Annotated in this window: 22 protein-coding genes; 6 read left to right on the top strand and 16 right to left on the bottom strand. The window is 62.2% G+C overall.

All coding sequences use genetic code 11. The features are described 5' to 3' along the window. Nucleotides 1-177 precede the first annotated feature (177 nt). From brnQ to phoB, 5 genes are all read right to left on the bottom strand, one after another. Nucleotides 178-1,497 carry a branched-chain amino acid transporter carrier protein BrnQ gene (gene brnQ, locus MHZ97_RS00260; RefSeq protein WP_103795125.1) on the bottom strand — a complete coding sequence of 440 codons (1,320 nt, stop codon included), beginning with the start codon at nt 1,495-1,497 and terminating at the stop codon, nt 178-180. Between the two features lie 401 nt (nt 1,498-1,898). Further along, nucleotides 1,899-3,002 carry a cobalamin-independent methionine synthase II family protein gene (locus MHZ97_RS00255; RefSeq protein WP_103795126.1) on the bottom strand — a complete coding sequence of 368 codons (1,104 nt, stop codon included), beginning with the start codon at nt 3,000-3,002 and terminating at the stop codon, nt 1,899-1,901. Between the two features lie 162 nt (nt 3,003-3,164). Next, on the bottom strand, nt 3,165-4,094 hold the full coding sequence (locus tag MHZ97_RS00250) for a PstS family phosphate ABC transporter substrate-binding protein (protein WP_239313126.1): 930 nt from the start codon (nt 4,092-4,094) through the stop codon (nt 3,165-3,167). Nucleotides 4,095-4,112: 18 nt separating this feature from the next. Beyond that, entirely contained in the window at nt 4,113-5,426 is a 1,314-nt protein-coding gene (gene phoR, locus MHZ97_RS00245) for a phosphate regulon sensor histidine kinase PhoR (RefSeq protein ID WP_103795128.1), read from the bottom strand. A gap of 14 nt (nt 5,427-5,440) precedes the next feature. Next, nucleotides 5,441-6,130: a phosphate response regulator transcription factor PhoB gene (gene phoB / locus MHZ97_RS00240; RefSeq protein WP_103795129.1), complete on the bottom strand. Its 690-nt coding sequence runs from the start codon at nt 6,128-6,130 to the stop codon at nt 5,441-5,443. Between the two features lie 195 nt (nt 6,131-6,325). Between phoB and sbcD the strand changes: the two genes are divergently transcribed. The 3 genes from sbcD to MHZ97_RS00225 are packed head-to-tail and all read left to right on the top strand — an operon-like array spanning nt 6,326 to nt 11,564. Further along, complete coding sequence (sbcD, locus tag MHZ97_RS00235) at nt 6,326-7,525, top strand: exonuclease subunit SbcD (RefSeq protein WP_103795130.1); 1,200 nt, start codon at nt 6,326-6,328, stop codon at nt 7,523-7,525. Next, nucleotides 7,522-11,205, top strand: a complete 3,684-nt coding sequence (locus MHZ97_RS00230; RefSeq protein WP_239313129.1) for an AAA family ATPase — start codon at nt 7,522-7,524, stop codon at nt 11,203-11,205. The genes sbcD and MHZ97_RS00230 overlap by 4 nt, the downstream gene beginning before the upstream one ends. Beyond that, entirely contained in the window at nt 11,205-11,564 is a 360-nt protein-coding gene (locus MHZ97_RS00225) for a cell envelope integrity protein TolA (protein WP_103795132.1), read from the top strand. The genes MHZ97_RS00230 and MHZ97_RS00225 overlap by 1 nt, the downstream gene beginning before the upstream one ends. Before the next feature lie 3 nt (nt 11,565-11,567). Here MHZ97_RS00225 and mak read toward each other — a convergent pair whose 3' ends face one another. Further along, nucleotides 11,568-12,479, bottom strand: a complete 912-nt coding sequence (gene mak, locus MHZ97_RS00220) for a fructokinase (protein WP_239313132.1) — start codon at nt 12,477-12,479, stop codon at nt 11,568-11,570. Between the two features lie 146 nt (nt 12,480-12,625). Here mak and rdgC point away from each other — a divergent pair, with 146 nt between their 5' ends. Continuing rightward, the gene (gene rdgC / locus MHZ97_RS00215) at nt 12,626-13,537 is read left to right on the top strand and encodes a recombination-associated protein RdgC (protein WP_239313135.1); all 912 of its coding nucleotides are present in this window, start codon (nt 12,626-12,628) and stop codon (nt 13,535-13,537) included. Nucleotides 13,538-13,675: 138 nt separating this feature from the next. Here the strand turns inward: rdgC and ppnP are convergent, their stop codons facing one another. The 7 genes from ppnP to aroL form a co-directional block, all read right to left on the bottom strand. Continuing rightward, complete coding sequence (gene ppnP, locus MHZ97_RS00210; protein WP_033752757.1) at nt 13,676-13,966, bottom strand: pyrimidine/purine nucleoside phosphorylase; 291 nt, start codon at nt 13,964-13,966, stop codon at nt 13,676-13,678. Nucleotides 13,967-14,071: 105 nt separating this feature from the next. Further along, nucleotides 14,072-14,749, bottom strand: a complete 678-nt coding sequence (locus MHZ97_RS00205) for an AroM family protein (protein ID WP_103795134.1) — start codon at nt 14,747-14,749, stop codon at nt 14,072-14,074. Then, entirely contained in the window at nt 14,749-15,681 is a 933-nt protein-coding gene (locus MHZ97_RS00200) for a DUF1177 domain-containing protein (RefSeq protein ID WP_103795135.1), read from the bottom strand. Before MHZ97_RS00200 ends, MHZ97_RS00205 begins: the two co-directional genes overlap by 1 nt. A gap of 12 nt (nt 15,682-15,693) precedes the next feature. Beyond that, a complete protein-coding gene (locus MHZ97_RS00195; protein WP_239313141.1) occupies nt 15,694-17,250 on the bottom strand; it encodes an OPT/YSL family transporter in 1,557 nt (518 codons plus the stop codon). 166 nt (nt 17,251-17,416) lie between these two features. Further along, nucleotides 17,417-18,178, bottom strand: a complete 762-nt coding sequence (locus MHZ97_RS00190) for an IclR family transcriptional regulator (RefSeq protein WP_239313144.1) — start codon at nt 18,176-18,178, stop codon at nt 17,417-17,419. A gap of 269 nt (nt 18,179-18,447) precedes the next feature. Continuing rightward, nucleotides 18,448-18,639: a YaiA family protein gene (locus tag MHZ97_RS00185; protein ID WP_103795138.1), complete on the bottom strand. Its 192-nt coding sequence runs from the start codon at nt 18,637-18,639 to the stop codon at nt 18,448-18,450. A gap of 123 nt (nt 18,640-18,762) precedes the next feature. Next, nucleotides 18,763-19,287, bottom strand: coding sequence for a shikimate kinase AroL (gene aroL / locus MHZ97_RS00180; protein WP_103795139.1), 525 nt, complete (start codon nt 19,285-19,287; stop codon nt 18,763-18,765). Between the two features lie 280 nt (nt 19,288-19,567). On the opposite strand from aroL, the gene MHZ97_RS00175 reads away from it, so the two are divergent. Beyond that, nucleotides 19,568-20,260, top strand: coding sequence for a DUF2076 domain-containing protein (locus tag MHZ97_RS00175; RefSeq protein ID WP_239313147.1), 693 nt, complete (start codon nt 19,568-19,570; stop codon nt 20,258-20,260). A gap of 2 nt (nt 20,261-20,262) precedes the next feature. On the opposite strand, the gene MHZ97_RS00170 is transcribed toward MHZ97_RS00175, so the two are convergent. Genes MHZ97_RS00170 through MHZ97_RS00160 form a run of 3 tightly spaced genes read right to left on the bottom strand, consistent with a single transcriptional unit; the run spans nt 20,263 to nt 21,684 of the window. Then, a complete protein-coding gene (locus tag MHZ97_RS00170) occupies nt 20,263-20,712 on the bottom strand; it encodes a YaiI/YqxD family protein (RefSeq protein WP_103795141.1) in 450 nt (149 codons plus the stop codon). A 9-nt stretch (nt 20,713-20,721) separates the two neighbouring features. Next, nucleotides 20,722-21,165, bottom strand: coding sequence for a DUF421 domain-containing protein (locus MHZ97_RS00165; RefSeq protein WP_103795142.1), 444 nt, complete (start codon nt 21,163-21,165; stop codon nt 20,722-20,724). 9 nt (nt 21,166-21,174) lie between these two features. Next, the gene (locus MHZ97_RS00160) at nt 21,175-21,684 is read right to left on the bottom strand and encodes a hypothetical protein (RefSeq protein ID WP_103795143.1); all 510 of its coding nucleotides are present in this window, start codon (nt 21,682-21,684) and stop codon (nt 21,175-21,177) included. 87 nt (nt 21,685-21,771) lie between these two features. On the opposite strand from MHZ97_RS00160, the gene proC reads away from it, so the two are divergent. After that, complete coding sequence (gene proC, locus MHZ97_RS00155; protein WP_239313169.1) at nt 21,772-22,584, top strand: pyrroline-5-carboxylate reductase; 813 nt, start codon at nt 21,772-21,774, stop codon at nt 22,582-22,584. The last annotated feature ends 35 nt before the right edge of the window (nt 22,585-22,619 follow it).

Genomic DNA, 22,619 nt, shown 5'->3' with positions numbered 1-22,619 from the left:
CCTGCAGGCGGGTGAGATGGACCGGAGAGCAAAGCGTCCCGCGCCATGAATGGAGTGGGACGAGCTGGCATGGATGCCATGTTGCGTCTTTGCGATCGGGCCATTTCTCCCGCATCAGCACTCTGTCACTAAACTGACCGCGGGCAAGCCCGTGGTCAGAGCAAACAGCGGTGGCGGTTACGAGTGCGCCGTAACCTGCTCGCGTCCTTTGACGCGATCCACCACCGCCGCGATCAGCAGCATCACCAGCGCGGGCGGCAGCCAGGCGAGACCCTGGTCCGCCAGCGGCAGCTGCTGGCTAAACGCCGGCAGCATATCTTTAAAACTGGTGGTTTTCACCCCGTCGATAATGCCGAAAATCAGGCTGACCAGCATGGTCGGCGCAATCAGACGGCTGCTTTTGTTCCACCAGTTCAGGGTGAAACTCAGCACGATCAGCACGATGCACGGCGGATAGATCGCCGTCAGCACCGGAATCGAAATCTGAATCAGATGGCTCAGGCCGAGGTTCGACACCACCATTGAGAACAGACCCAGAATAAAGACCAGTGCTTTATACGACAACGGCAGGTATTGCGCAAAAAATTCCGCACAGGCGCAGGTCAGGCCGACCGCCGTTACCATGCAGGCAACGAAAATCAGCGCCGCCAGGAAGAAGCTGCCCATCCCGCCGAAGGTCTGCTGCACGTAGGCATGCAGGATCGCCGCGCCGTTCGCGCTCTGCTCCACCAGCGCGCCGCTGCCGTTGCCGAGCTTGAACAGGCTGAGATAGACCAGCGTCAGGCCGACGCCGGCGATCAGGCCAGCCATCACGGTATAGCGCGTCAGCAGGCTGGCGCTCTCAACGCCGCGCGAGCGCGCCGCGTTAACGATAACGATGCCGAACACCAGCGCGCCCAGGGTATCCATCGTGAGATAGCCGTTGACGAAGCCGCTGGAGAAGGCGGCACGCTGATAATCTACGGTAGCAGGCGCGACAGTGCCCGCCGGCCAGATCAGCGCCGCGATGCCAAGCACCGTCAGCGCGACGATTTTCAGCGGCGCAAGGAAGTGGCCCACGGTATCCAGCAGCTTGCCGGGATAGAGCGACACGCCAATCACCAGCACGAAATAGATAAAGCTGTAGATAAACAGCGGCAGCGCACCGTCACCGGTGAGCGGCGCGATGCCCATTTCGAACGACACGGTCGCGGTGCGCGGCGTGGCGAACAGCGGGCCGACCGCCAGATAGCAGACGGTCGCCAGCAGCAGGCCAGCGCCCTTGCCGATCGGGGTGCTGAGCGCGTCAACGCCACCGCCGACGCGCGCCAGCGCGATAACGGTCATCACCGGCAAACCCACGGCGGTCAGCAGGAAGCCAATAGCGGCCGTCCAGACGTGTTCGCCAGACTGAATACCGACCATCGGCGGGAAAATAATGTTACCCGCGCCAACAAACAGGGCGAACGTCATAAAGCCCAGCGCGAGGATATCCTTCGAGGTTAAACGATGTGTCATACAACTGTATTGCCTGTAACGAGTGTTGCGGTGGAAGTTGGGTTTATGTTGTCCCCAGACCGCGCGTTGACAACGACTTAGCGCACGATGCCAGCGCATTGTGCTTGCCTTAATCGTGTCGCGCAGGTGAATTACGCTGCTTTTGTTCTGTTCACAAGTGGGATGATACGACAACGGCCGTAAGTAGAACGTTTATAGCGGAGAAAGGCAATACGGGATCGGAAAACCAGAAGGTTATGGCGGAAAACAGGCAGAAAGCAGTGAATATCTCGGATATATCTCCGCAGGGCATCAGATGATGTGCTTATTTTTTCTCCATCGCGTGAGAAATTTCAGCGTAAGTGCGCGTCATGGTGCACAAAAGGCGCGTTTTACGCGCCTGTTTGCACAAGTTTACAGCATTACCACACCTGGCTGGCGATATCGACCACCAGGCGAATCTTCGCCCACTGCTGCTCTTCGCTCAGGCTGTTGCCCTCTTCGGTAGAGGCGAAGCCGCACTGCGGGCTAAGGCAGATCTGGTCCAGGCTGACGAACTTCGCCGCTTCCTGCAGGCGCGCCTTCACCTGCGCCGGATCTTCCAGCTCGCCGTTTTTGGTGGTCACCAGGCCCAGCACCACTTTTTGATGCCCAGGCTTAATAAAGCGCAGAGGCTCGAAGCCGCCAGAGCGCTCGTTATCATACTCCAGGAAGAAAGCGTCGATATTGACGCCGCCGAACAGGATCTCCGCCACCGGCTCATAGCCGCCTTCAGAGATCCAGGTAGAGCGGAAGTTGCCGCGGCAGACGTGCAGACCCACGGTAAGATCGGCCGGCTTGCCCTCCAGCGCCTTGTTCAGCACGCGGGCATAGGTGCGCGCCAGCTGCTCGGGATCGTCGCCGCGCTCGCGGATTTGACGCTTCTGATCTTCTGAACAGAGGTAGGCCCAGACGGTGTCGTCCAGCTGCAGATAGCGGCAGCCCGCATCGTAAAAGGCTTTGATTGCCGTTTTATAGGTTTCGGCCAGATCGTCGAAGTAGTCCGCCAGGTCGGGATAGACGTTTTCGTCGATCACTTTACGGCCGCCGCGGAAGTGCAGCACGCTCGGGCTGGGAATGGTCATCTTCGGCACCGCATCGCCCGCGATGCTCTGCAGGAAGCGAAAATGTTCCAGCATCGGGTGATCGCGGAAGCCCAGCTTGCCCACCACGCGCACGCCGTGCGCTTTGGTCTGCACCCCGTTGAACTGAATGCCCTGCTCGGCTTCGAACAGCTCAACGCCCTCCAGGCCGCCGAAAAAGTCGAAGTGCCACCAGGCGCGGCGGAATTCGCCGTCGGTCACGACCTGCAGGCCATTAGCGATCTGCTTGCTGACGACGTCGCGGATCGCTTCGTCTTCGATACGGGTCAGCTGGGTTTTATCAATCTGCCCGGCGGCATACTGCTCGCGCGCATTTTTAATGGCGGCGGGACGCAGGAAGCTGCCGACGGTATCGGCGCGGAACGGGGCGGTCTGTGCGGTCATTTTCTACTCCTGATCGCTGTCGTTAATCACGGCAGGGAATAATTTCACTCTGTTATATGTAGCCATCTGGATGGCTAAACGTCTGCGGATAGAGTGGCACGCGCGCGACGCTTCTGCAACAGAAGAAATTTCAGTAGAGTTGAAAAAAATTCACGTTAGCGATTACTTCGCTTCTATGGCAGCCAGCGCCTGCTCTCGCTGCGCCGTCGACAGCGGCAGATAGCCCGCTTCGCTGACGCGACGCTGTCCCTGCGGCGACAATACCTGGTGCAGAAAGGCGTCAACCAGCGGCGGCAGCGGCTTGCCTGGGGGCTTATTTACGTAGATATAGAGCGGGCGCGCCCAGGGATAGCGGCCGCTGCGGATAGAGTCAGCGTCCGGCGCTACCGCCGCGCGCTGGCCGTCGGCCACGGCGAGCATCTTCACGCCGCTGAGATGAAAGCCGAAGCTGGCGTAGCCGATGCTGCGCGGATTGGCGGCGACCGCCTGCACCACGGCGGCCGAGCCGGGAAACTCAGCCACGTCGGCGCGAAAATCGCCGTTGCACAGCGCCTGCTGCTTGAAGAAGCCCCAGGTGCCCGAGGCAGAGTTGCGCCCGTAGCGCTGAATCGGCCGCCGTGCCCAGTCGGGCTGGCGCACGCCCATATCGCCCCAGCGAGTCGGCACCTGCGGTCCGCCGCACAGGCGCGTCACGGAAAAAATAGCGTCGAGCTGGCGCGCGTCGATCTGCGTCAGCGGGTTGCGCTGATTCACCACCACCACCAGCGCGTCGAGCGCCACCGGCACGGCGAGCGGCGCGTAGCCGTAGCGCGCCTGAAAGGTTTGTCGCTCCTCCGCCTGCATAGGGCGGCTCATCGGCCCGAGCTGCGCGGCGCCCGCCGCCAGCGCGGTTGGCGCGGTGGAAGAGCCAGAGGCCTGCACCTGCAGATTGACGCCAGGGGCCTGCGCGCTGAAATCTTCGCTCCACAGCATCATCAGCGTCCCCAGAGTGTCAGAGCCGACGCTGCTGAGGTTGCCGGTGAGCATGGCAGGCTGAGGCGCCGCCATCAGCGCGGGCGAGAAGAGTGAGAGCAACAGCAGCAAGGCGCGCATGAGAGGTTCCATTAACGGTTAATGGACGGCATTCTCCTGCAATCCCGCGCTGACGATCAACCTCGACGGCAGCGTAAAGGTGAAGCAGGTCTCTTTATTGGGAATGCTGGTGATCTCCAGCCGCGCATTATGGTGGCTGAGGGCGTGCTTGACGATCGCCAGCCCCAGCCCGCTGCCGCCGGTGGCGCGCGAGCGCGCCTTATCTACGCGGTAGAAGCGCTCCGTCAGGCGCGGCAGATGCTCCGCCGGAATGCCCGGCCCGTTGTCGCATACCCTGAACTGTGCGCCCTGGCGGCTGCGCAGCCAGCTGATATCGATGCGCGTGCCCTCTGGCGTATGGTTTACCGCGTTATAGACCAGGTTAGAGAGGGCGCTGCGTAGCTGATCGTCATCGCCGAGCACCTTGAGATGGGGATCGGTATGGAAATGGATCTCATGGCGGCCGCTGCTCAGCGTCTCCGCTTCGCGCTGCAGCAGATGCAGCATCATCGGCACATCCACCGTCTCTTTCATGTCGAGAGCCGGCGCGGCCTCAATGCGCGACAGCGTCAGCAGCTGGCGCACCAGGCTGTCCATGCGGCGAGTCTGCTCCTGCATAGTCTGCAGCGCCTTGCCGCGCGAGCGCTCGTTCATCACCGAGTCGTTCATCATCTCCAGATAGCCCTGCAACACCGTCAGCGGCGTGCGCAGCTCGTGACTGACGTTGGCGAAGAAGTTGCGGCGCGCCCCCTCCAGCTGGTGCATCTGCGTCACGTCGCGCGCCACCATCAGCCACTGCCCTTCGCTGTAGGGCATGATGCGAAACTCCATATGGTGCTGGTTATTGAGGATCAGGGTGAGCGGCTTGTTGAAATCGCGCTGGCGAATATAGCGGGAGAATTCAGGGTAGCGCAGCAGGTTGAGGATGTTCTGGCCGTTATCTTCCGGCCAGCGCAGGCCAAGATGCTGCTGCGCCAGGCCATTACACCAGAAAATCGCCCCCTCTTCCGTGGTGAGCACCACCGCGTCGGGCAGCGTCTCTGCGCCGCTGCGAAAGCGCTTGATCAGGTTGCCCAGCTCGCGCCGCCGCCGCCGGTTGCGCAGCTGCATCTGATAGAGCCCGTAAAACAGCGGCTCCCAGCTCGCCCGTCCGGTGGGCGGCGTCATGGTGCGATCCACCCACAGCCAGTGCGACAGCCGCATCAGATTATAGAAATGCCACAGCAGCACCCCCAGCACGCTGGCCAGCAGCAGCCAGGGCAGATAGCCGAAAATTAAACCGATAATCAGCGCCGGCAGGCAGGCCAGCGCCAGCTCGGAAAGCAGTCTCTTCCAGGAGAGTCGTTCCAGCACGGTAAAGGCTCCGTTTAGTAGCGGGCGGAGAAACGATACCCCGTTCCGCGAACGGTTTGAACCATGCGATCGTGGCCGGACACCTCCAGCGCCTTACGTAAGCGGCGAATATGCACGTCAACGGTGCGATCTTCCACATAGACATTGGTGCCCCAGACGTGGTTCAGCAGCTGCTCGCGGCTGTAAACGCGCTCGGGGTGGGTCATAAAGAAGTGCAGCAGCTTATATTCGGTCGGGCCCATCTCCAGCGGCGTCGAGGCCGACATCACGCGGTGCGACGAGGGGTCGAGGCTCAGCCCCTGCATCTCGATGACCTCCTCCACCGCCATCGGCGAAATGCGGCGCATCACCGCTTTGATGCGCGCCATCAGCTCTTTCGGCGAGAAAGGCTTGGTGATGTAGTCATCGGCACCCACCTCCAGCCCGCGCACGCGATCTTCCTCTTCGCCGCGCGCCGTCAGCATCATCACCGGAATATCGCGCGTCAGGGCTTCGCGCTTGAGGTGCTTGATAAACTGAATACCGCTGCCGCCCGGCAACATCCAGTCCAGCAGAATAAGATCTGGCCAGGGCTCAATCAGTTTCCCTATCGCGCTGTCATAATCCTCCGCCTCGATAGGCTGGTAGTCGTTCTGCTCCAGCACGAAGCACAACATTTCACGGATAGGGGCTTCATCTTCCACAACCAAAATGCGCTTAGCCATTGTAACTCCTGCTGATATGACTGCTGTCACCGTTATATGCGGCGCCATTATGCGTCAGATTTATGACACTTTTATGAAAAACATAGCCGCTTAATCAGCGCGTTAACACTGCTTTATGACAGCCGGCGCGGCTTTTTTCGCTTTTGCGCCATAGCCGGTATAATCGTCCGGCAAATCGTTACGGCAGGGAGTTTTATGCGCATCATTCATACCGCGGACTGGCACCTCGGTCAGTTTTTTTATAACAAGAGCCGGGCGGCCGAGCACCAGGCCTTTCTCGACTGGCTGCTGGCGCGTATTGAAGAGCATCAGGTCGATGCGCTGATCGTCGCGGGCGATCTTTTCGACAGCGGCACGCCGCCGAGCTACGCGCGCGAACTCTTTAACCGTTTCGTGGTGGCGCTGCAGCCGACCGGCTGCCAGCTGGTGGTGCTGGCGGGCAACCACGACTCGGTCGCCACGCTTAACGAGTCGCGCGCCCTGCTCGCCTGCCTGAATACTCAGGTGATCACCACGCCGCAGGCGGATCATAATCTGCTGCTGCTGCGCGACCGCGCCGGCGAACCGGGCGCGCTGCTCTGCGCCATTCCCTACCTGCGGCCGCGCGATATTCTGCGCAGCCGGGCGGGCCAGTCGGGGCGTGAGAAGCAGCAGAGCCTGCTGGAGGCGATTGCCGCCCACTACCAGCGCAGCGTTGACGCGGCGCGCGCGCATCCGCTGGCGCTGCCGGTGATCGCCACCGGCCACCTCACCACCGTCGGCGTCAGCAAAAGCGATTCGGTGCGCGATATCTATATCGGCACGCTCGACGCCTTTCCCGCGTCGGCTTTTCCCGACGTCGACTACGTGGCGCTGGGCCATATCCATCGCGCCCAGCGCGTCGCCAACAGCGACCATATCCGCTACAGCGGTTCGCCGATTCCGCTCAGCTTCGACGAGCTCGGCAGCGAGAAAAGCGTCTTCCTGCTGGAGCTGGACACCCGCGGCCTGCGCGCCGTAACGCCGCTGCCTGTTCCGCAGTTTCAGCCGATGAAGATGCTAAAAGGCTCGCTGGCAGAGATTGAGGCGCAGCTGGCTCCCTTCGCCGACCATCAGGGTGAAAAGCCGGTATGGCTCGATATTGAGGTTACCACCCAGGAATTTCTCAGCGATCTGCAGCGTCGGGTCGAAGCGCTGACCGCCGGGCTGCCGGTTGAAGTGCTGCTGCTGCGCCGCAGTCGCGAACAGCGCCAGCACAGCCTGGCGCAGCTGAAAAACGAAACCCTGAGCGAACTGAAAGTGGAAGAGGTCTTCGCCCGCCGCATCGCGCTGGCGGAGGATATCGATGCGCCTCAGCATGCGCGCCTCAGCGCCCTGTTCCGCTCAACCCTCGCCTCGCTGGAGGAGAGCGAATGAAAATTCTCACGCTGCGCTTTAAAAACCTGAACGCGCTGAAAGGCGAATGGTTTATCGACTTTCGCACCGAGCCCTTCGCCAGCAACGGCCTGTTCGCCATTACCGGCGCAACCGGCGCAGGCAAAACCACGCTGCTCGACGCCATCTGTCTGGCGCTCTATCACCAGACGCCGCGCCTCGGCGTACTGTCGCAGACGCAAAACGGGCTGATGACCCGTGACACCGCCGAATGCCTCGCCGAGGTGGAGTTTGAGATCAAAGGCGAAGCCTGGCGCGCCTTCTGGAGCCAGAACCGCGCGCGCGGCGCGGCCGACGGCAAGCTGCAGGCGCCGCGCGTTGAGCTGGCGCGCTGCGTCGACGACAAAATCTTCGCGGACAAGGTTAACGACAAATTAAAACTGATCGAGTCACTGTCGGGCCTCGACTTCGAGCGCTTTACCCGATCGATGATGCTGTCGCAGGGACAGTTCGCCGCGTTCCTTAACGCGAAGCCCGGCGAGCGCGCCGAACTGCTGGAGGAGCTGACCGGCACCGAGATCTACGGCCAGATCTCTGTCGCCATCTACGAGCAACACAAGACGGCACGGCAGGCGCTAGAGAATCTGCGCAGCCGCGCCGGTACGCTGGCGCTGCTCGATCCCGAGGCGCGCGCCGCGCTGCAGCAGCAGCTGGCCGCGCTGACCGAAGCGGAGCAGGCGCTTACTCAGCAAAACAGCAGACTGCACCAGCAGCATCAGTGGCTGACGCAGGCGCAGCAGTTGGACAGCGATATTCAGGCCGCGCAGGCGGCGCTGGCGCAGGCGGAACAGGCGTGGCGCGAGGCGGAAACGGATCGCCAGCGGCTGGCGCGCAGCGAGCCGGCGGAAAAACTGCGCGATAAATTAGTTCAGCGCGACAGCCTGCTGCAGGAGCAGCAGCGCCTGCAGCAGGCGCAGCAGCAGCTGGCAGCGCAGCGCCAGGCGGCAGAAGAGCAGACGCAGCGCGATCGGCATCGCCGCGAGACGGCTCAGGCGGCGCGCGACGCCGCGCTGCGCGAGCAGCAGACGCAGGAGACGCTGCTGACGGAACAGGTTATCCCGCTCGACCAGCAGATTGCCGCCCTGCTGGCGCAGGCGCAGCAGCAGCAGCGGGAGAGCGATCAGCAGCAGCAGACGCTGGCGCAGAGCGAGCGCGCGCTGCAGCAGGAAACGGGGCAGCGCGACAGCCTGCAGGCCGCGCTGGCGGAACAGCAGCAGTGGCGCGCGGATCAGGGCGCGCTGCCGCAGTGGGGCCCTTCGCTGGCGCTGTGGCAGGAGCGTTTCACCCAGCTGACGCAGCGGGAAACGGCGCTGGCGGCGCTCGGCGCGCAGCAGCGTCAGCAGCAGCAGACGCTGGCGCAGCGGCAGGCGGAGATCGCCCGGCTGGAGCAGCAGGCGGCCCCGCTGAGCCTGGCGGAACAGCAGGCGGCGAGCGCCCTGCAGAGGGCGCAACAGGCGCTGGCCGATCTGGAGCAGCACCATCCGCCGCAGGCGCTGCAGGCCAGCCTGGCGCAGATCGAGGCGAGCCGCCCGCAGCACCAGCAGCTGGCGGTGCTGGCCTCGCAGTGGGCGCCGCTGCAGCAGCACATCGCCGCGCGTCAGCAGCGCCTCGCCGCGCTGGACAAGACGCTGCAGCAGGATGATGAGACGTTGCAAAGGCTGCGCGCCACCTTCGCGCGCGAAAAGGCCGCCCTTGCCGATATCAAAAAAATCTGCGAGCTGGAGCAGCATATCGCCGATCTGGCCGCCTGGCGCGCGCGCCTGGAGCCTGAGCAGCCCTGCCCGCTGTGCGGCTCATGCCAGCATCCGGCGGTGGAGCGCTACGCCGCGCTGGAGCTGAGCGCGAACCAGCGACGGCTGGCCGAACAGGAGCAGCAGGTCGAGGCACTGCGCGAACAGGGCATTAAAAAAGGCGAGGCCGTTAAGCAGGCGCAGGCCGAACGGCAGCGGCTGCAGGAGGAGCTGGCGGCGGAAACCCGACGGCTGGAAGAGCTAGCCCAGCAGTGGCAGGTATTACAGAGTGAGCTGGCGCTCACATTTGATGCGGGCGACAGCGCCGCGCTGGCCGCCTGGCAGCAGCAGCAAAACGGCGCGGAGCAGGCGCTGCAGCAGCAGCTTCGTCAGCAGGAGGCGGCCGCGCGTCAGCGTCAGCAGGCGAAAGATGAGCACCTGCGGCATCAGCAGGCGCTGCAGCAGCATCAGCAGCAGCTTCAGCTGGCCCAGCAAACGCTTACTAACCTGCAGGAGAGCGCGGCAACGCTGGCGCAGCGTCTGGAACAGGAGGAGCGCGACTGGCGGCAGCGCCGCGATGCGCTGCATCAGGAGCTGGCGGACGCCGGCCTCGCCTTGCCCGACGCGGCGGCGCGCGACGGCTGGCTGCAACAGCAGCAGCAGCGCTGGCAGCGCTGGAATGAGAGCGAACAGCAGCTTGCCCGGCTGCAGCCGCAGCTGGCGCGCGCCGAGGCGCAGTGCAGCAGCCTGCAGCAGCGCGTAGAGAGCGAACGACAGCGGCTCGACGCACTGCGCCAGCAGCGCGCGCAGAGCGAGGCGACGCTGGCGCAGCTGCGCGCAACGCGGCAGGCGCTGTTCGGCGATGGCGACGTTGCCGCAGCGCGGCGGCAGATGCAGGCGCAGATCCAGCAGCAGGAGGCGGCCCTCGCCGCCGCGCTGGAGGGAATGCAGGCAACCCAGAGCCACCTCAGCCAGCTGGCCGGACGCGCCGCAGAGCTGGACGCGCAGCAGGAAAAAGCCAGCCAGGCGCTGCGCGAGGCGCAGCAGCTGTTCAGCGCCGCGCTGGCCGCCGCCGCCTTCGACGATGAAGCCAGCCTGCGCGCCGCGCTGCTTGACGAAGAGGAGGCGCACAGGCTGCGCGCCCGGCTACAGCAGCTTGAGCAGCAGCGTCAGTCGCTGCAGGCGCAGGCGCAGCAGCTGGCGCAGCGGCGCGAGGCGCATCAGCAGAGCCGACCCGAGGGGGCGGCGGAAAGCGCCGCCGCGCTGGAAGCGCAGCTCGAGCAGCTGCGTCTGGCGCTGCGCGACAACGCGCGCCAGCAGGGTGAAGCGCAGCAGCAGCTTCAGAGCGATGCGCGCCTGCGCGAACAGCAGCAAAGCCTGATGATGCAGATCGAAGAGGATGAAGCGGCGCTGGCGCAGTGGAGTCAGCTGAACGATCTTATCGGCTCCGCCAGCGGCGACAAGTTCCGCCGCTTCGCGCAGGGGCTGACGCTGGATCACCTGGTGGCGCTCGCCAACCGCCAGCTCGATCGGCTGCACGGGCGCTATCTGCTGCAGCGCCGCGCCAGCGACGCGCTGGAGCTGGACGTGATCGATACCTGGCAGGCGGACGCCGCGCGCGACACCCGCACCCTGTCGGGCGGCGAAAGTTTTCTCGTCAGCCTGGCGCTGGCGCTGGCACTTTCAGATTTAGTCAGCGTGAAAACCCGCATAGAGTCTTTGTTTCTCGACGAGGGGTTCGGTACGCTGGACGCCGAAACGCTCGACACCGCGCTGGATGCGCTGGACGCGCTCAACGCCAGCGGCAAAACCATTGGCGTAATCAGCCACGTCGAGGCGATGAAAGAGCGCATTCCGGTTCAGATCCGGGTGCGCAAAATTAACGGGCTGGGCTACAGCAAACTGGAACTGCCCCGCGCTCAGGAGGCGTAATGAAAACAGGCATGGCGCTGCTGCTCGCCAGCGCGCTGCTGGCGGGATGCAGCAGCACACCGCAAAGCGATCTCAGCTGCGGCCGCACGTATTCGGCGGCGCAGTGCAACTATCTGCGCGACGTTCAGCATCAGCTGGTCAGCAGCTTTAACAGCAGCGTCGCGTCGCGCTATCCGGGCCAGACCTGCCTGGTGTCGGCGCACCGCCGCGCCGACGGCGGCTACAGCGTGCTGCGCACCGAGGGAGACGAAGCGCTCTGCCTGCGCGCCTGGCAGCAGGTCAGCAGCGCGCGCAACCTGCCGCTGCCGCCGGTGGGCGTGCCGGAAGACTGGCAGTTTGCCTTCGGCTCAACGCAGTAACCCTTACTTTATCAGCGGCCAGAGCCAGGCCGCGCCGCGCACCCCGCTCGAATCGCCGTGTTTTGCCTTCAGCACCGGCGTTTCACACTCCCCGCCAAATACCCACTGCTTCATCAGCGTCGGCACCGTCTGATAGAGACGATCGTTGTTGCTCATGCCGCCGCCGAGCACGATCGCATCGGGATCCAGCAGGTTCACCACCTGCGCCAGCGACTTCGCCAGCCGGGTTTCGTAGCGGCGCATCGCCTGCTCGGCGATCGGATCCTGCTGCGCGATCAGCTTAACGATCTCGGCGCCCTTTAACGCCTGGCCGCTCAGCCGCCGGTAGTCGATGGCGAAGCCGGTGCCGGAGACAAAGGTTTCGATACAGCCCTTCTGCCCGCAGTAGCACGGCACCTCCTCCCGATAGCGCAGCTCATCCTCATCCATCCACGGCAGCGGATTATGGCCCCACTCGCCGGCGTTGCCGTTGCCGCCGATGCGCGCCTCGCCGTTGATCGCTATCCCCGCTCCCGATCCGGTGCCGATAATCACCGCAAACACCAGCGGCTGGCCTGCGCCCGCGCCGTCTACCGCCTCGGAGACCGCCAGGCAGTTGGCGTCGTTGGCGATGCGCACTTCGCGCTGCAGCGCCAGCGCCAGATCGCGATCCAGCGGCTGGCCGTTAAGCCAGGTGGAGTTGGCGTTTTTCACGCGGTGGGCGTAAGGCGAGATCGTGCCGGGAATGCCGACGCCGACGCTGCCGGTCTGGCCGGTTTTCGCCTCGGCGAGATGCACCAGACCCGCGATCGCCTGCACCGTGGCGGCGTAATCGTCGCGCGGCGTATCCACGCGGTGGCGAAACAGCTCGCTTCCCTCATCAGACAGGGCGATCACTTCAACCTTGGTGCCGCCCAAATCAATACCTATACGCACGCGTTATTCCTCATTATTCGTCAGGGTGAGAGATACATTAGGAGCGGCGCCGGGGAAAGGCAATGAAACCGTTTCGATGTTTCGCTATCATGCGCGCTGACCTCTCGACTTGTGCGCCCGATCGCGCGACCCGGTAAGGAATTGTGATGTTGTGGTTTAAAAATATGATGGTTTATCGTCTGAATCGGGACATTCCGCTCTCTGCAGACGACATGGAAAAACAACTTGAGGCTTACACCTTCTCCCCCTGCGGCAGCCAGGATATGAGCAAAACCGGCTGGGTGTCGCCGATGGGCAACCGCAGCGATGCGCTGACCCATGTGAACAACGGTCAGATCGTGATTTGCGCCCGCAAAGAGGAGAAGATCCTGCCGTCGCCGGTGGTGAAGCAGGCGCTGGAAGCGAAGATCAGCAAGCTGGAAGCGGAACAGAGCCGCAAGCTGAAGAAGACGGAAAAAGATTCGCTGAAAGATGAGGTGCTGCACAGCCTGCTGCCGCGCGCGTTCAGCCGTCTCAGCCAGACCTTTATCTGGATCGACACCGTAAACAACCTGATCATGGTCGACTGCGCCAGCGCGAAAAAGGCGGAAGATACGCTAGCGCTGCTGCGTAAGAGCCTCGGCTCGCTGCCGGTGGTGCCGCTGACGCTGGAAAGGCCGATTGAGCTGACGCTGACCGAATGGGTGCGCTCCGGCGATCTGCCCGCCGGTTTCGCCCTGATGGACGAAGCGGAGCTGAAGGCGATCCTCGAAGATGGCGGCGTGATCCGCTGTAAAAAGCAGGATCTGGTATGCGACGAGATCGCCAACCATATCGAAGCGGGCAAGCTGGTGACTAAACTGGCGCTCGACTGGCAGGAGCGTATCCAGTTTGTGCTGGCGGACGACGGTTCGGTGAAGCGCCTGAAGTTCAGCGATACCCTGCGCGAGCAGAACGACGATATCGACCGCGAGGATTTCGCCCAGCGTTTCGACGCTGACTTTATCCTGATGACCAGCGAACTCGCCGCGCTGACCAGTAATCTGGTTGAGGCGCTGGGCGGGGAGGCAAAGCGTTAAGAAATCGGCCCATCAGGCCGGTTAACACTATCTGAAAGCGAATGACATGGCCCGAAGTGCAAAGCGTCCCGCGACAGGGAGGTCGCGGGCCGAGCGGGCCATGTCATCCGCACTGGCACACTGCCATGGCCCGTTTTATTACTCTTTCAGATAGCGGCAGAGATAGGAACTCGGCTCACCCACCTGCAGATGAAACTCGCTGTGGCCCGGCACGTTAAACACTGAACCCGCCTCAAACCATTGCCATTCGGTTTCGCCCGGCAGCAGCACCTTCAGCGATCCGCTCACCACCGTCATCTCTTCCGGCTGCGCTGTGCCGAAGGTGTATTCGCCTTCGGCCATCACGCCCACGCTGGCACGACCGGTGCTGGCACTGTCGAAGCCGATAGATTTTACTTTTCCGTCAAAATACTCACTTACATTGAGCATGTTACTTCCTCACAGCACATTAAGGTATCTGGCAGTGTAGAGCGGAACTCGCTGATCTGTCACGCGAATTGCAGCTTCGCCTCCCGCTTTGTGATCGCGCCGTTATCAGACGATAAGTTCAGCGGCCAGTTTCGCCACCAGCACGTTGGAGAGCAGCACCGGAATGCCGAGCAGCTTCTGCAAAAAGTCGCGATGGGTCTGGTTATAGCCGATGCAGTCGAGCACCACCACGTCCGCGCCCTGCTCCTGCAGCGAGAGCGCCGCGTCGGTCAGCTTCTCGTTATCGGGAATATAGGGGCTGGCAACGGCGAAGCAGGGTCGGCGCTGCAGATTGCGCCACTTGTTCGCCTGCTGCTGCATCTGCTCCTCAACCGGCACCACGATGCCGACCTGATGGTCCTGCACAATGGCGGAGACCAGCGGCGGAATAATGCGGTCAGGCTCCAGCAGCAGCGCGCTTTTGGCGGTCAGCGCGCCGAACTCGCCGGTGCAGAGCAGCAGAATAGTGTCGTAGCCCTCAGCTTCCAGCGCGGCGATTTTCGCCTGCAATCCCTGCTCGACCTTCGCCGTAGCCAGCCGCACCTGCGTGCCGTTGCGCAGGCGCGACACCAGCACGCCATCCTGCGCGTCAGGGGCGAAGCGCGCGGCGATCTCCGCCTCGCTCAGCCCGTCCAGCAGGCCGACATGATCGGTCTGCTCAGCCGGTAAACAGGCCGCCAGCAGCGGCATAATATCGCTGCGCGGCGACTGACCAATGGTCAGGGTAACCAGGGATTTCGTCATTATTCGTCTCGTTTACGCAGGTGACTCAGGCTGCCGTAAAGCGCCAGCAGGCGGGCGTACTCGTCGGCATCGTAGAAATGGCAGGTCTCGCGGCCAAACTCTTTTGCCACTTCTACCGCAAACTTCGCCGCCGCCGCAATATCCACTTCATGGCTGGCGCCGGTTCCGCAGCCCGGCACCACCGACTCCGCCGTGATCGCCACGCCCACCACCGGCACGTCGGTCGCCGTGGAAGGTTGCAGAATGCTGTTCAGGTGATAAATGCCGTTGCCGTAAGGGGTAATATCCTGCGTGGTAATGGGAAAGGTTACCGCCGGGCGGCCGGTGGTCATCTCCATAATGCGCAGCAGATCGTCCGATACGCGCAGGATATAGCCCTCTTTTACCGTAGGCGACAGCGCAAATCCCTTGTGGTTAATAATGCGGTTGCCCTTTGTGGTATCGATCGACAGGATAGCGTCCACCTCCTGCACCACCTCATTATTGTTCATGGTGACGTCGTCAACAGGCGAATCCATAAAGTCGACCGGCTCGTGCGGGCGCGTCGGCGCATCGGGACAGATATGCGTGGTAACGATAACGTCGCCCGCCAGCACGTCGCCTTTGGTCTGCATTACGGCCAGCTTCAGCGCACTGCTCACCGCCGCCACGGCGCCATCGGCGTCGGAAACCATGCCGATGCGGGTCGGGCGCGCGCCGATGCCGCCCAGGCGGCCGATAATGCCCAGCGTCGGCGCGCTGCCGCCGCTCGCTTTGCCCTGCGCGCCGGGAATATCGATGCGAACAAAATCGGTGCGCCCTTTTGGCCCGCTAACGCGCTTAACGCTGGCGCTGACGCCGGGAAAGCCGGCGAAGAGATCCGCCACCTGCTGGCCATCGATAAATGCGCTGTCGAATAACTCAAATACCTGTAACGTCTGGTGCAGACTCATGACATCCCTTAATTATTTTTTGCCGCTGGCAAACAGCGAGTGAAAGAAGCTATAGAGTGCGTCGCCGGCGATAAAGCCCGCCGCCAGCACCTCCATCGGCGAGCGACCGCGTTCGCCCCATACGCGAATAATGATGATGCGCAGCGCGATGCCCACGACTACCGCCCAGCCGGCCATCGCGTTATTGATCAGCAGGCCGGTGGCGAGCAGCACGCCGAGCTGGCGTTTCGGCCCGCCGATCAGCTGAATAATGGCCCCGGGAATCGCCCACATCAGCAGGCTACCGGCGATGCCCGGCTCCGCGCCCGCCTGGATGGTTTTGGCGTAGACGCGCGCCACCGGCGGCAGCAGGTTTTCCGCAAAAAACAGGTTGTGGGCGTACCAGACAATGGGAACAGAGACCAGAAACGCAATCATCGCGGCGATCAGCTGAATGCGGCGCCCCCACAGCTCCTGCTGCAGATCCGCGCCGTTGCCGCGCAGAATAAAGCCCGCTTTAAGATCGTAGCCCATGTCGGCGAAGGCGGGCCCGGTCGCTGCGGTAAAGCCGCACAGCAGGCAGAGCGCCAGCGGCGGAAAGCCGAGCAGAATGCCGACGATCAGGGTGATCAGCGCCACCGCGAACGCCGGGAACCAGCCGGAGTGCATCGCAGCAATGCCGACGATCAGCTCATGCACAAAGGCGGCGAACGCGGCGTAAATCACAAACAGCAGCAGCATCGGCAGGCTCATTTCGCTCCACAGTCCGCCCGCCAGCGCCAGCAGCGCCGAAATAATCAGGTAGCCCGCGCCGCCGAGGCCGAGGGCGCGCCTCACCTCATTGCCGCCGCGGCTCACCTTCTGCTCGTCGTGGCGGCGGCTGCGGATCACCATGACCACCTGAATCAGCGCCACCAGCCCGGCGCCGACCATCACGCCGTGCGGCAGGTAGAGCGCGTTGATATCGATATCAGCAACCGGTTGCGCGTAGGCGCGCAGCAGAAAGCCGACGCCCAGCATGCCCAGCGCCCAGATATTGCCGATAAAGGCGGTGCCGAACGCGGACATCGGGATGGTGAGCATTGAGCCGAGGATACCGCCGGCGATGCCCGCCGCCAGCAGCCAGGCCTGTCGCCCGCCCCTGTCGCCTGCCTTGATCGCCTCGGCGGCGGCCACGCCCGGCGGCCAGGCGTTGCCGGCGGGAAAAACGCGGGTATCGAACAGGCGGTAGAGCAGATAAGCGTCCAGCAGCATCGCCGCGCTGACGCCGCAGAACATCGGCAGCACCAGCTGCGGCTCGCCCAGCGCCCAGGGCACGGCGATCGGCATTAATAAGCTGTTTGCGGCGCCGAAAGTTGCGGAAGAAATAGCGGTCTGGGCGAGGTTTTGAATTTCAATCGAGCGATAGCGGCGAAACACCTGCAGTGGAATACGCGCCAGCAGCATGGCAAATAAGGCGCCGATAATAGAGGTATTCGGCGTCACGCCGATAGTGGTAATAAGCTGCACGCCAATAATTGCGCCCGCCACCGACAGGGCGATTAATACTATCGCCACGCCAGCCTGTTTTACTGGATTAACCTTCTCCATATTGTCCCCGTCAGGAATGCCGGTAGAAATGAAATGACGCTTCGCGAGCCTGAATCAGACTCGCTTACGTCGTTTTTTTATTTCGTCCGTGAGCATGAATAAACAGGCCCGAAGGCCTGGCGTTTTCCCGGTGTGGCGAAAGTATTGCGCCGATAAAAAAGTAAATTCAGAGTGGCGTTGCGCCATATTTCTCGGCCAGGTCGCTGGCCGTTATGCGTAATTCATCGAGCAGCGCGGGCGGATAGCCTGGCGAACTCTCCTGCGATAAAAATGAGAGGCAAAGCGCTACCGTATCGCCGTGATATTTATTATGCAGCGCGACGGAGAGCGAACTGATGCCGGGCAGCGTTTCGTTGCGCGCCAGCGACCAGCCCTGGCTGCGGATCGCCGCCAGCTGCGCGCAGAGCACCTCGAGCGTTTGCGGCGAATTGGGCGGCAGCGGCTGCCAGGCGTCGCGGTAGCGCTCGTATACCTCTTCTTCGCTGAGCTGCGCCAGCAGTACGCGGCCGGTGGAGGTGGCGGCGGCGCTCATGCGGCTTCCCGGCGGCGTCACCAGCTGGGTAAAGTGGCGCCCGTGAAACATGCGCATCACCACCAGATCGCGTCCGTCGAGGCGCGAGATATAGCCGATGCTGCCGGTTTTATCCGCCAGCCGCGCCATTGCCGGCGCGGCGCTGTCCACCAGCGGCGCGGAGAGATAGTGTCCGGCGACCGACAGCAGCACGCGGCCAATATGAAAACAACGGCTCTCTGCGTCACGCTCCAGCATGCCCTGACTTTCCATGGTGGCCAGCAGGCGCGACACGGTGCTTTTCGGCAGGCGCAGCGCCTCCACGACATCGGTAAACGTCAGCCCGGGATTTCCCTGCGTTACCCCTTTTTGCTGAAACAGCTTAAGCACCGCGGCGGCGTTTTCGAGTGTGGTCATGGCGTCAGTTTCACTATATGGAACCGAGTTCCTGTATCGATGTTTTAAACTAAAACGCGGGGCAACAGGGGTCAAGCGTCAATTTTTGTCAGCGAAGATCAGGCGCAGTGAAATAACCGGGCGAGGGGCAAAGAGAAATGATTTTATAGGGTCGCAGAGAGAAAGTGCAGAATGGATATTAGCTTCACCGCGCGCAGGCAGCGAATAACAGCAAATAGCATTACCAGAAAAACGCTATTGAGGCTGGCGTCCCTGCCAGAGAGATTGCGCTACTCTTTTTCCACATCCTCATAGCGAACTTTGGCGTCATGCGCTTCCGCTTCTGACGTGTGCTCGCTAATTAACGTATTAGGCGATGGATGATCGGCACGCAATTCCCATGAGGTTACGGTGCTGCCCGGCGGCCCCTTCTCAACGGTGACGACGCGAGCTTCGCGTGGATAAGGCGGTCTGGTCGGCATATTCAATCCCTCCTGGCTAAGCGTATTCCACACGACGAGACGATTCCCGTCTGAGGATCAGTATAGCCAGGCTACGCAACCCAGACGGGAAAGCGGGAAGAATCTGAAGAAAAAACGTGGAGGCTAGCTGGCGCGCGCCAGCGACAGTGACTGAAGAATATCGTCGATAACGCGATCCGGCGTCTGCATGGCGTTGACTTCATGGTGGGCGGCGTCGCGGTAAAGATGCGCGCGCTCGCGCAGGATATCGCCCATCTCTTCGGCGATGGGACGGCCGGTCAGCGTAGGGCGCTGCGCCGCTTCCGGCTGGCTCTCCAGCCGCTGCGCCAGAATATGCGACGGCGCGCTAAGCCAGATTACGCGCCCGTGCTCGCGCATAAAGCGACGGTTGTGCTCCGCCAGCACCATGCCGCCGCCGGTGGCGATGACCGTTGCCGGCGCGGTGACCGCTTTCAGCGACTCGGTTTCCCGCGCGCGAAAGCCTTCCCAGCCCTCATCCGCCACAATCTGCGCGACGCTGCGCTGCGTGCTGAGCTGCAGATGGTGATCGGTATCGCGAAAGGCGTAGCCCAGCGCGTGCGATAGCGCCTCGCCTACGGTGGTTTTGCCGCAGCCGCGCGCGCCGATCAGATAAATGGGTAGAGACATCGGGCAGTTCCTCCGCCGTTACAGGCCGTATATCGCGGCATATCGCTTAATAATGCGACGCATAATAACTGGAAACCGCCATAGCCTCCACCCGCGAAGCAAGAAATGCGCATCCTTTTCGGGTTTCAGCCTATATTTAATTAAATATTAAGGGGTTAACCATGCGCATTTCGTGCAGAGCGCCCTAAGCCCGGCGGCGGCAACATTTGCTTACCTGGCAGATTTTACTTTGCCGCGCCCCGCCCCCATATACTTATTTAATCTCAACAGGAGAGCCATCATGTATAGCCAGGAACACCAATTGATTGAGGGTCTGTTCAGCCGTCTGAAACAGGCCGAGAGCCAGACCGGACCGCGTGACGCGGCGGCGGAACAGCTGATTAAAGAGCATCTGCAGCAGCAGCCCGGCGCGCCTTACTATATGGCGCAGGCGATCCTGATTCAGGAAGCCGCGATGAAGAAACTCAACGATCGCATCACCGAGCTGGAGAACCGTCTGGCGCAGCAGCAGCAGCAGCCTCAGCAGCAGAGCAGCGGCGGTTTTCTGTCGAGCCTGTTCGGCGGCGGCTCGCGTCAGCAACCACCTGCGCCTGTGCAGCAGCCCCAGCAGCAGGCGTGGAACAACGCACCGCAGCAGCCGCAGTATAACAATGCCCCTGCCGCACCGGCGCGCGGCACCGGCTTCCTCGGCGGCGCGCTGCAAACCGCGGTCGGCGTCGCAGGCGGCGTGGTGATGGCGGATATGCTGACCAGCCTGTTCCACCACTCTCAGCCGGAAGAGATTGTGAATATCATTAACGAACCGCCGCTGCCGCAGGTCGATGAGAACCTCGATACCTTTAACAGCGGCGGCAGCGGTTTCCTTGACCAGAACAACGGCTGGGATAACAACTACGCGGACAATAATGACTTCAACGATCTCGGTAATGACAGCTTCGACGGCTTTAACGACGACGATGACAGCTTCGTCTGATTTCAGCGCTGACGCTGCGTCAGCCAGCTGTCGAGCGCGTTAGCGAACTGCTGGCGGTCTCGCGGACTCATCGCCGCGGGGCCGCCGGTTTGCACGCCGCTGGCGCGCATGGTATCCATAAAGTCGCGCAGGGTGAGCTTTTCGCGGATAGTGGCGGGCGAATAGCGTTCGCCGCGCGGATTAAGCGCCTCGCCCCCTTTCTCCAGCACCTCCGCCGCCAGCGGAATATCGGCGGTAATCACCAGATCCCCCTTCTCCACGCGCTTCACGATCTCGTTATCCGCAACGTCAAACCCGGCAGGCACGCGCAGCGTTTTCAGCCAGGGTGAGGGCGGCACGCGCAGCGACTGGTTGGCGACAAAGGTCACCTGCGTTTTGGTGCGATCCGCCGCGCGGTAGAGCACTTCTTTGATAACGTTGGGGCAGGCGTCAGCATCAACCCAGATAACCATGTTCTTTCCTTACTCTTTGGGAATGATGGAGATCTTGCCGGTCTTCTCCAGAATGGCAAACTTTATTTGGTCAAGCCGCTCCAGTCCCTGCGAGCTGCGCGCGCTCTGCAGAATATCCTCTTCATCTATCCCTGCCCGCTTCGCCCGCTGGTGCAGCAGCCTGCCCTCTTCCACCAGAATCAGCGAAGAGCCGTCAATCAGCCGCTCCATGCGGGGAAAGCGCGTTTTCATCACGCCGAATACAATATCAATCACGATCAGCGTCACGATGGTCAACCCGGCGCCGGTAACAGAAAAGTCATCGCCGAGCAGCGCCTGCTGGGTCGCCTCGCTGATAATCAGCAGCAAAATCAGATCAAAAGAGGTCATCTCCATCAGCGTGCGCCGTCCGGCGATTTTAAATACCACCATCAACAGCAGATACATGCTGGCTGCGCGTAACACCGTTTCCATGCCAATCTCCTAGGGATAAATAAACTGACTAAACCGCGCGGTCGAGGCCTCGTCCAGCGTGACGGACAGGCGATAGCGGCCGAAGTCTTGCGGCTGCGTGCCGATCCAGAGGGTGGCCTCCTGCTGATCCGCGCGCCGGTGCCAGCGCAGCACCAGGCTGTCGCCGGTGCTCCAGGCCTCATCCGGCTGCGGCTGCAGGGTCTGTAGCTGTATACTGTCGAGCTGCGGACCGCGCAGCCTGATCTGGTAAGCGTCGCCGCGCAGCTGCTTCAGGCGCAGCGTCATATCCATGTTGCTTTCGCGTCGCCCGAAACGCTCATAGTCGACGCTCAGCCGCCTGTCCGCGCTGACAACGCGTTGATTGCTCAGCCATCCTTTGGAAAAGAGACCGGCTGCCCCGGCGATCACAATCAGCAGCAGCAGCACGAAGCCCACATGCTGAATGCGCCACTCGAGGCGTTGCCACGGCATATTCTCTTTGACCGGGTAGTGCCGGCTTTGATTTTCATTGTCGCCCATGCAGTGTTCTCCTTGCTGACTTGTTATTAATCCTGGCTGAAGTAAGCTAACACGTTAAGATTTTCGAACTTTCTTAAGGATACGGCGATGCTGGAGAAGAAAATTGGGTTTATCGGCGGCGGCAATATGGCCAAAGCCATTATCGGCGGGCTGGTGAAAAGCGGTCAGATCGCGCCCTCGAACATCTGGGTATTTGACCGCAAGGCGGAAACCAACGAGGCGCTGGCGCGCGAGTACGGCATTCAGGCCGCCGAAAGCGCCGAGGTGCTGGCGCGCGAGGTAGATATTCTGTTCGGCGCGGTCAAACCTAACGTTATCCTGAAAGTGCTGAAAGATCTGGCCAGCCAGCTGAAGAAAGAGGCGCTGGTGATCTCTATCGCCGCGGGCGTGACGCTGGACTCGCTGGCGACGGTGCTGGGCCATGACCGCAAAATTGTCCGCGTGATGCCGAACACGCCCGCGCTGGTCAACGAAGGCATGACCTCGGTTACGCCGAACGTGCTGGTTGAGCAGCCGGAGATCGACGAAGTCGTGACGATGTTTGAGAGCTTTGGCAAGGCGGCCGTGGTGAGCGAATATCTGATTCACTCGGTGGTCGGCGTCAGCGGCTCCGCGCCCGCCTACGTCTTTATGTTTATCGAAGCGATGGCGGACGCCGCCGTGCTCGGCGGCATGCCGCGCGCCCAGGCCTATCAGTTCGCCGCCCAGGCGGTAAAAGGCTCTGCCCAGATGGTGCTGGAGAGCGGCAAACACCCCGCCGAGCTGAAAGATATGGTCTGCTCGCCCGGCGGCACCACTATCGAAGCGGTGAAGGTGCTGGAAGAGAAAGGTTTCCGCGCCGCCGTTATGGAGGCGATGCAGCAGTGCATGGCGAAGTCTGAAGCGCTGAGCAAAAAGTAATATGCGGGGCGGAGCGTCCGCTCCGCCCGCCTTCG

The sequence above is a fragment of the Pantoea sp. ACRSC genome, assembly GCF_022346785.1.
GTDB classification, from domain to species: Bacteria; Pseudomonadota; Gammaproteobacteria; order Enterobacterales; family Enterobacteriaceae; genus Pantoea; species Pantoea alvi.
This window is presented reverse-complemented; position numbering and strand designations above follow the sequence as displayed.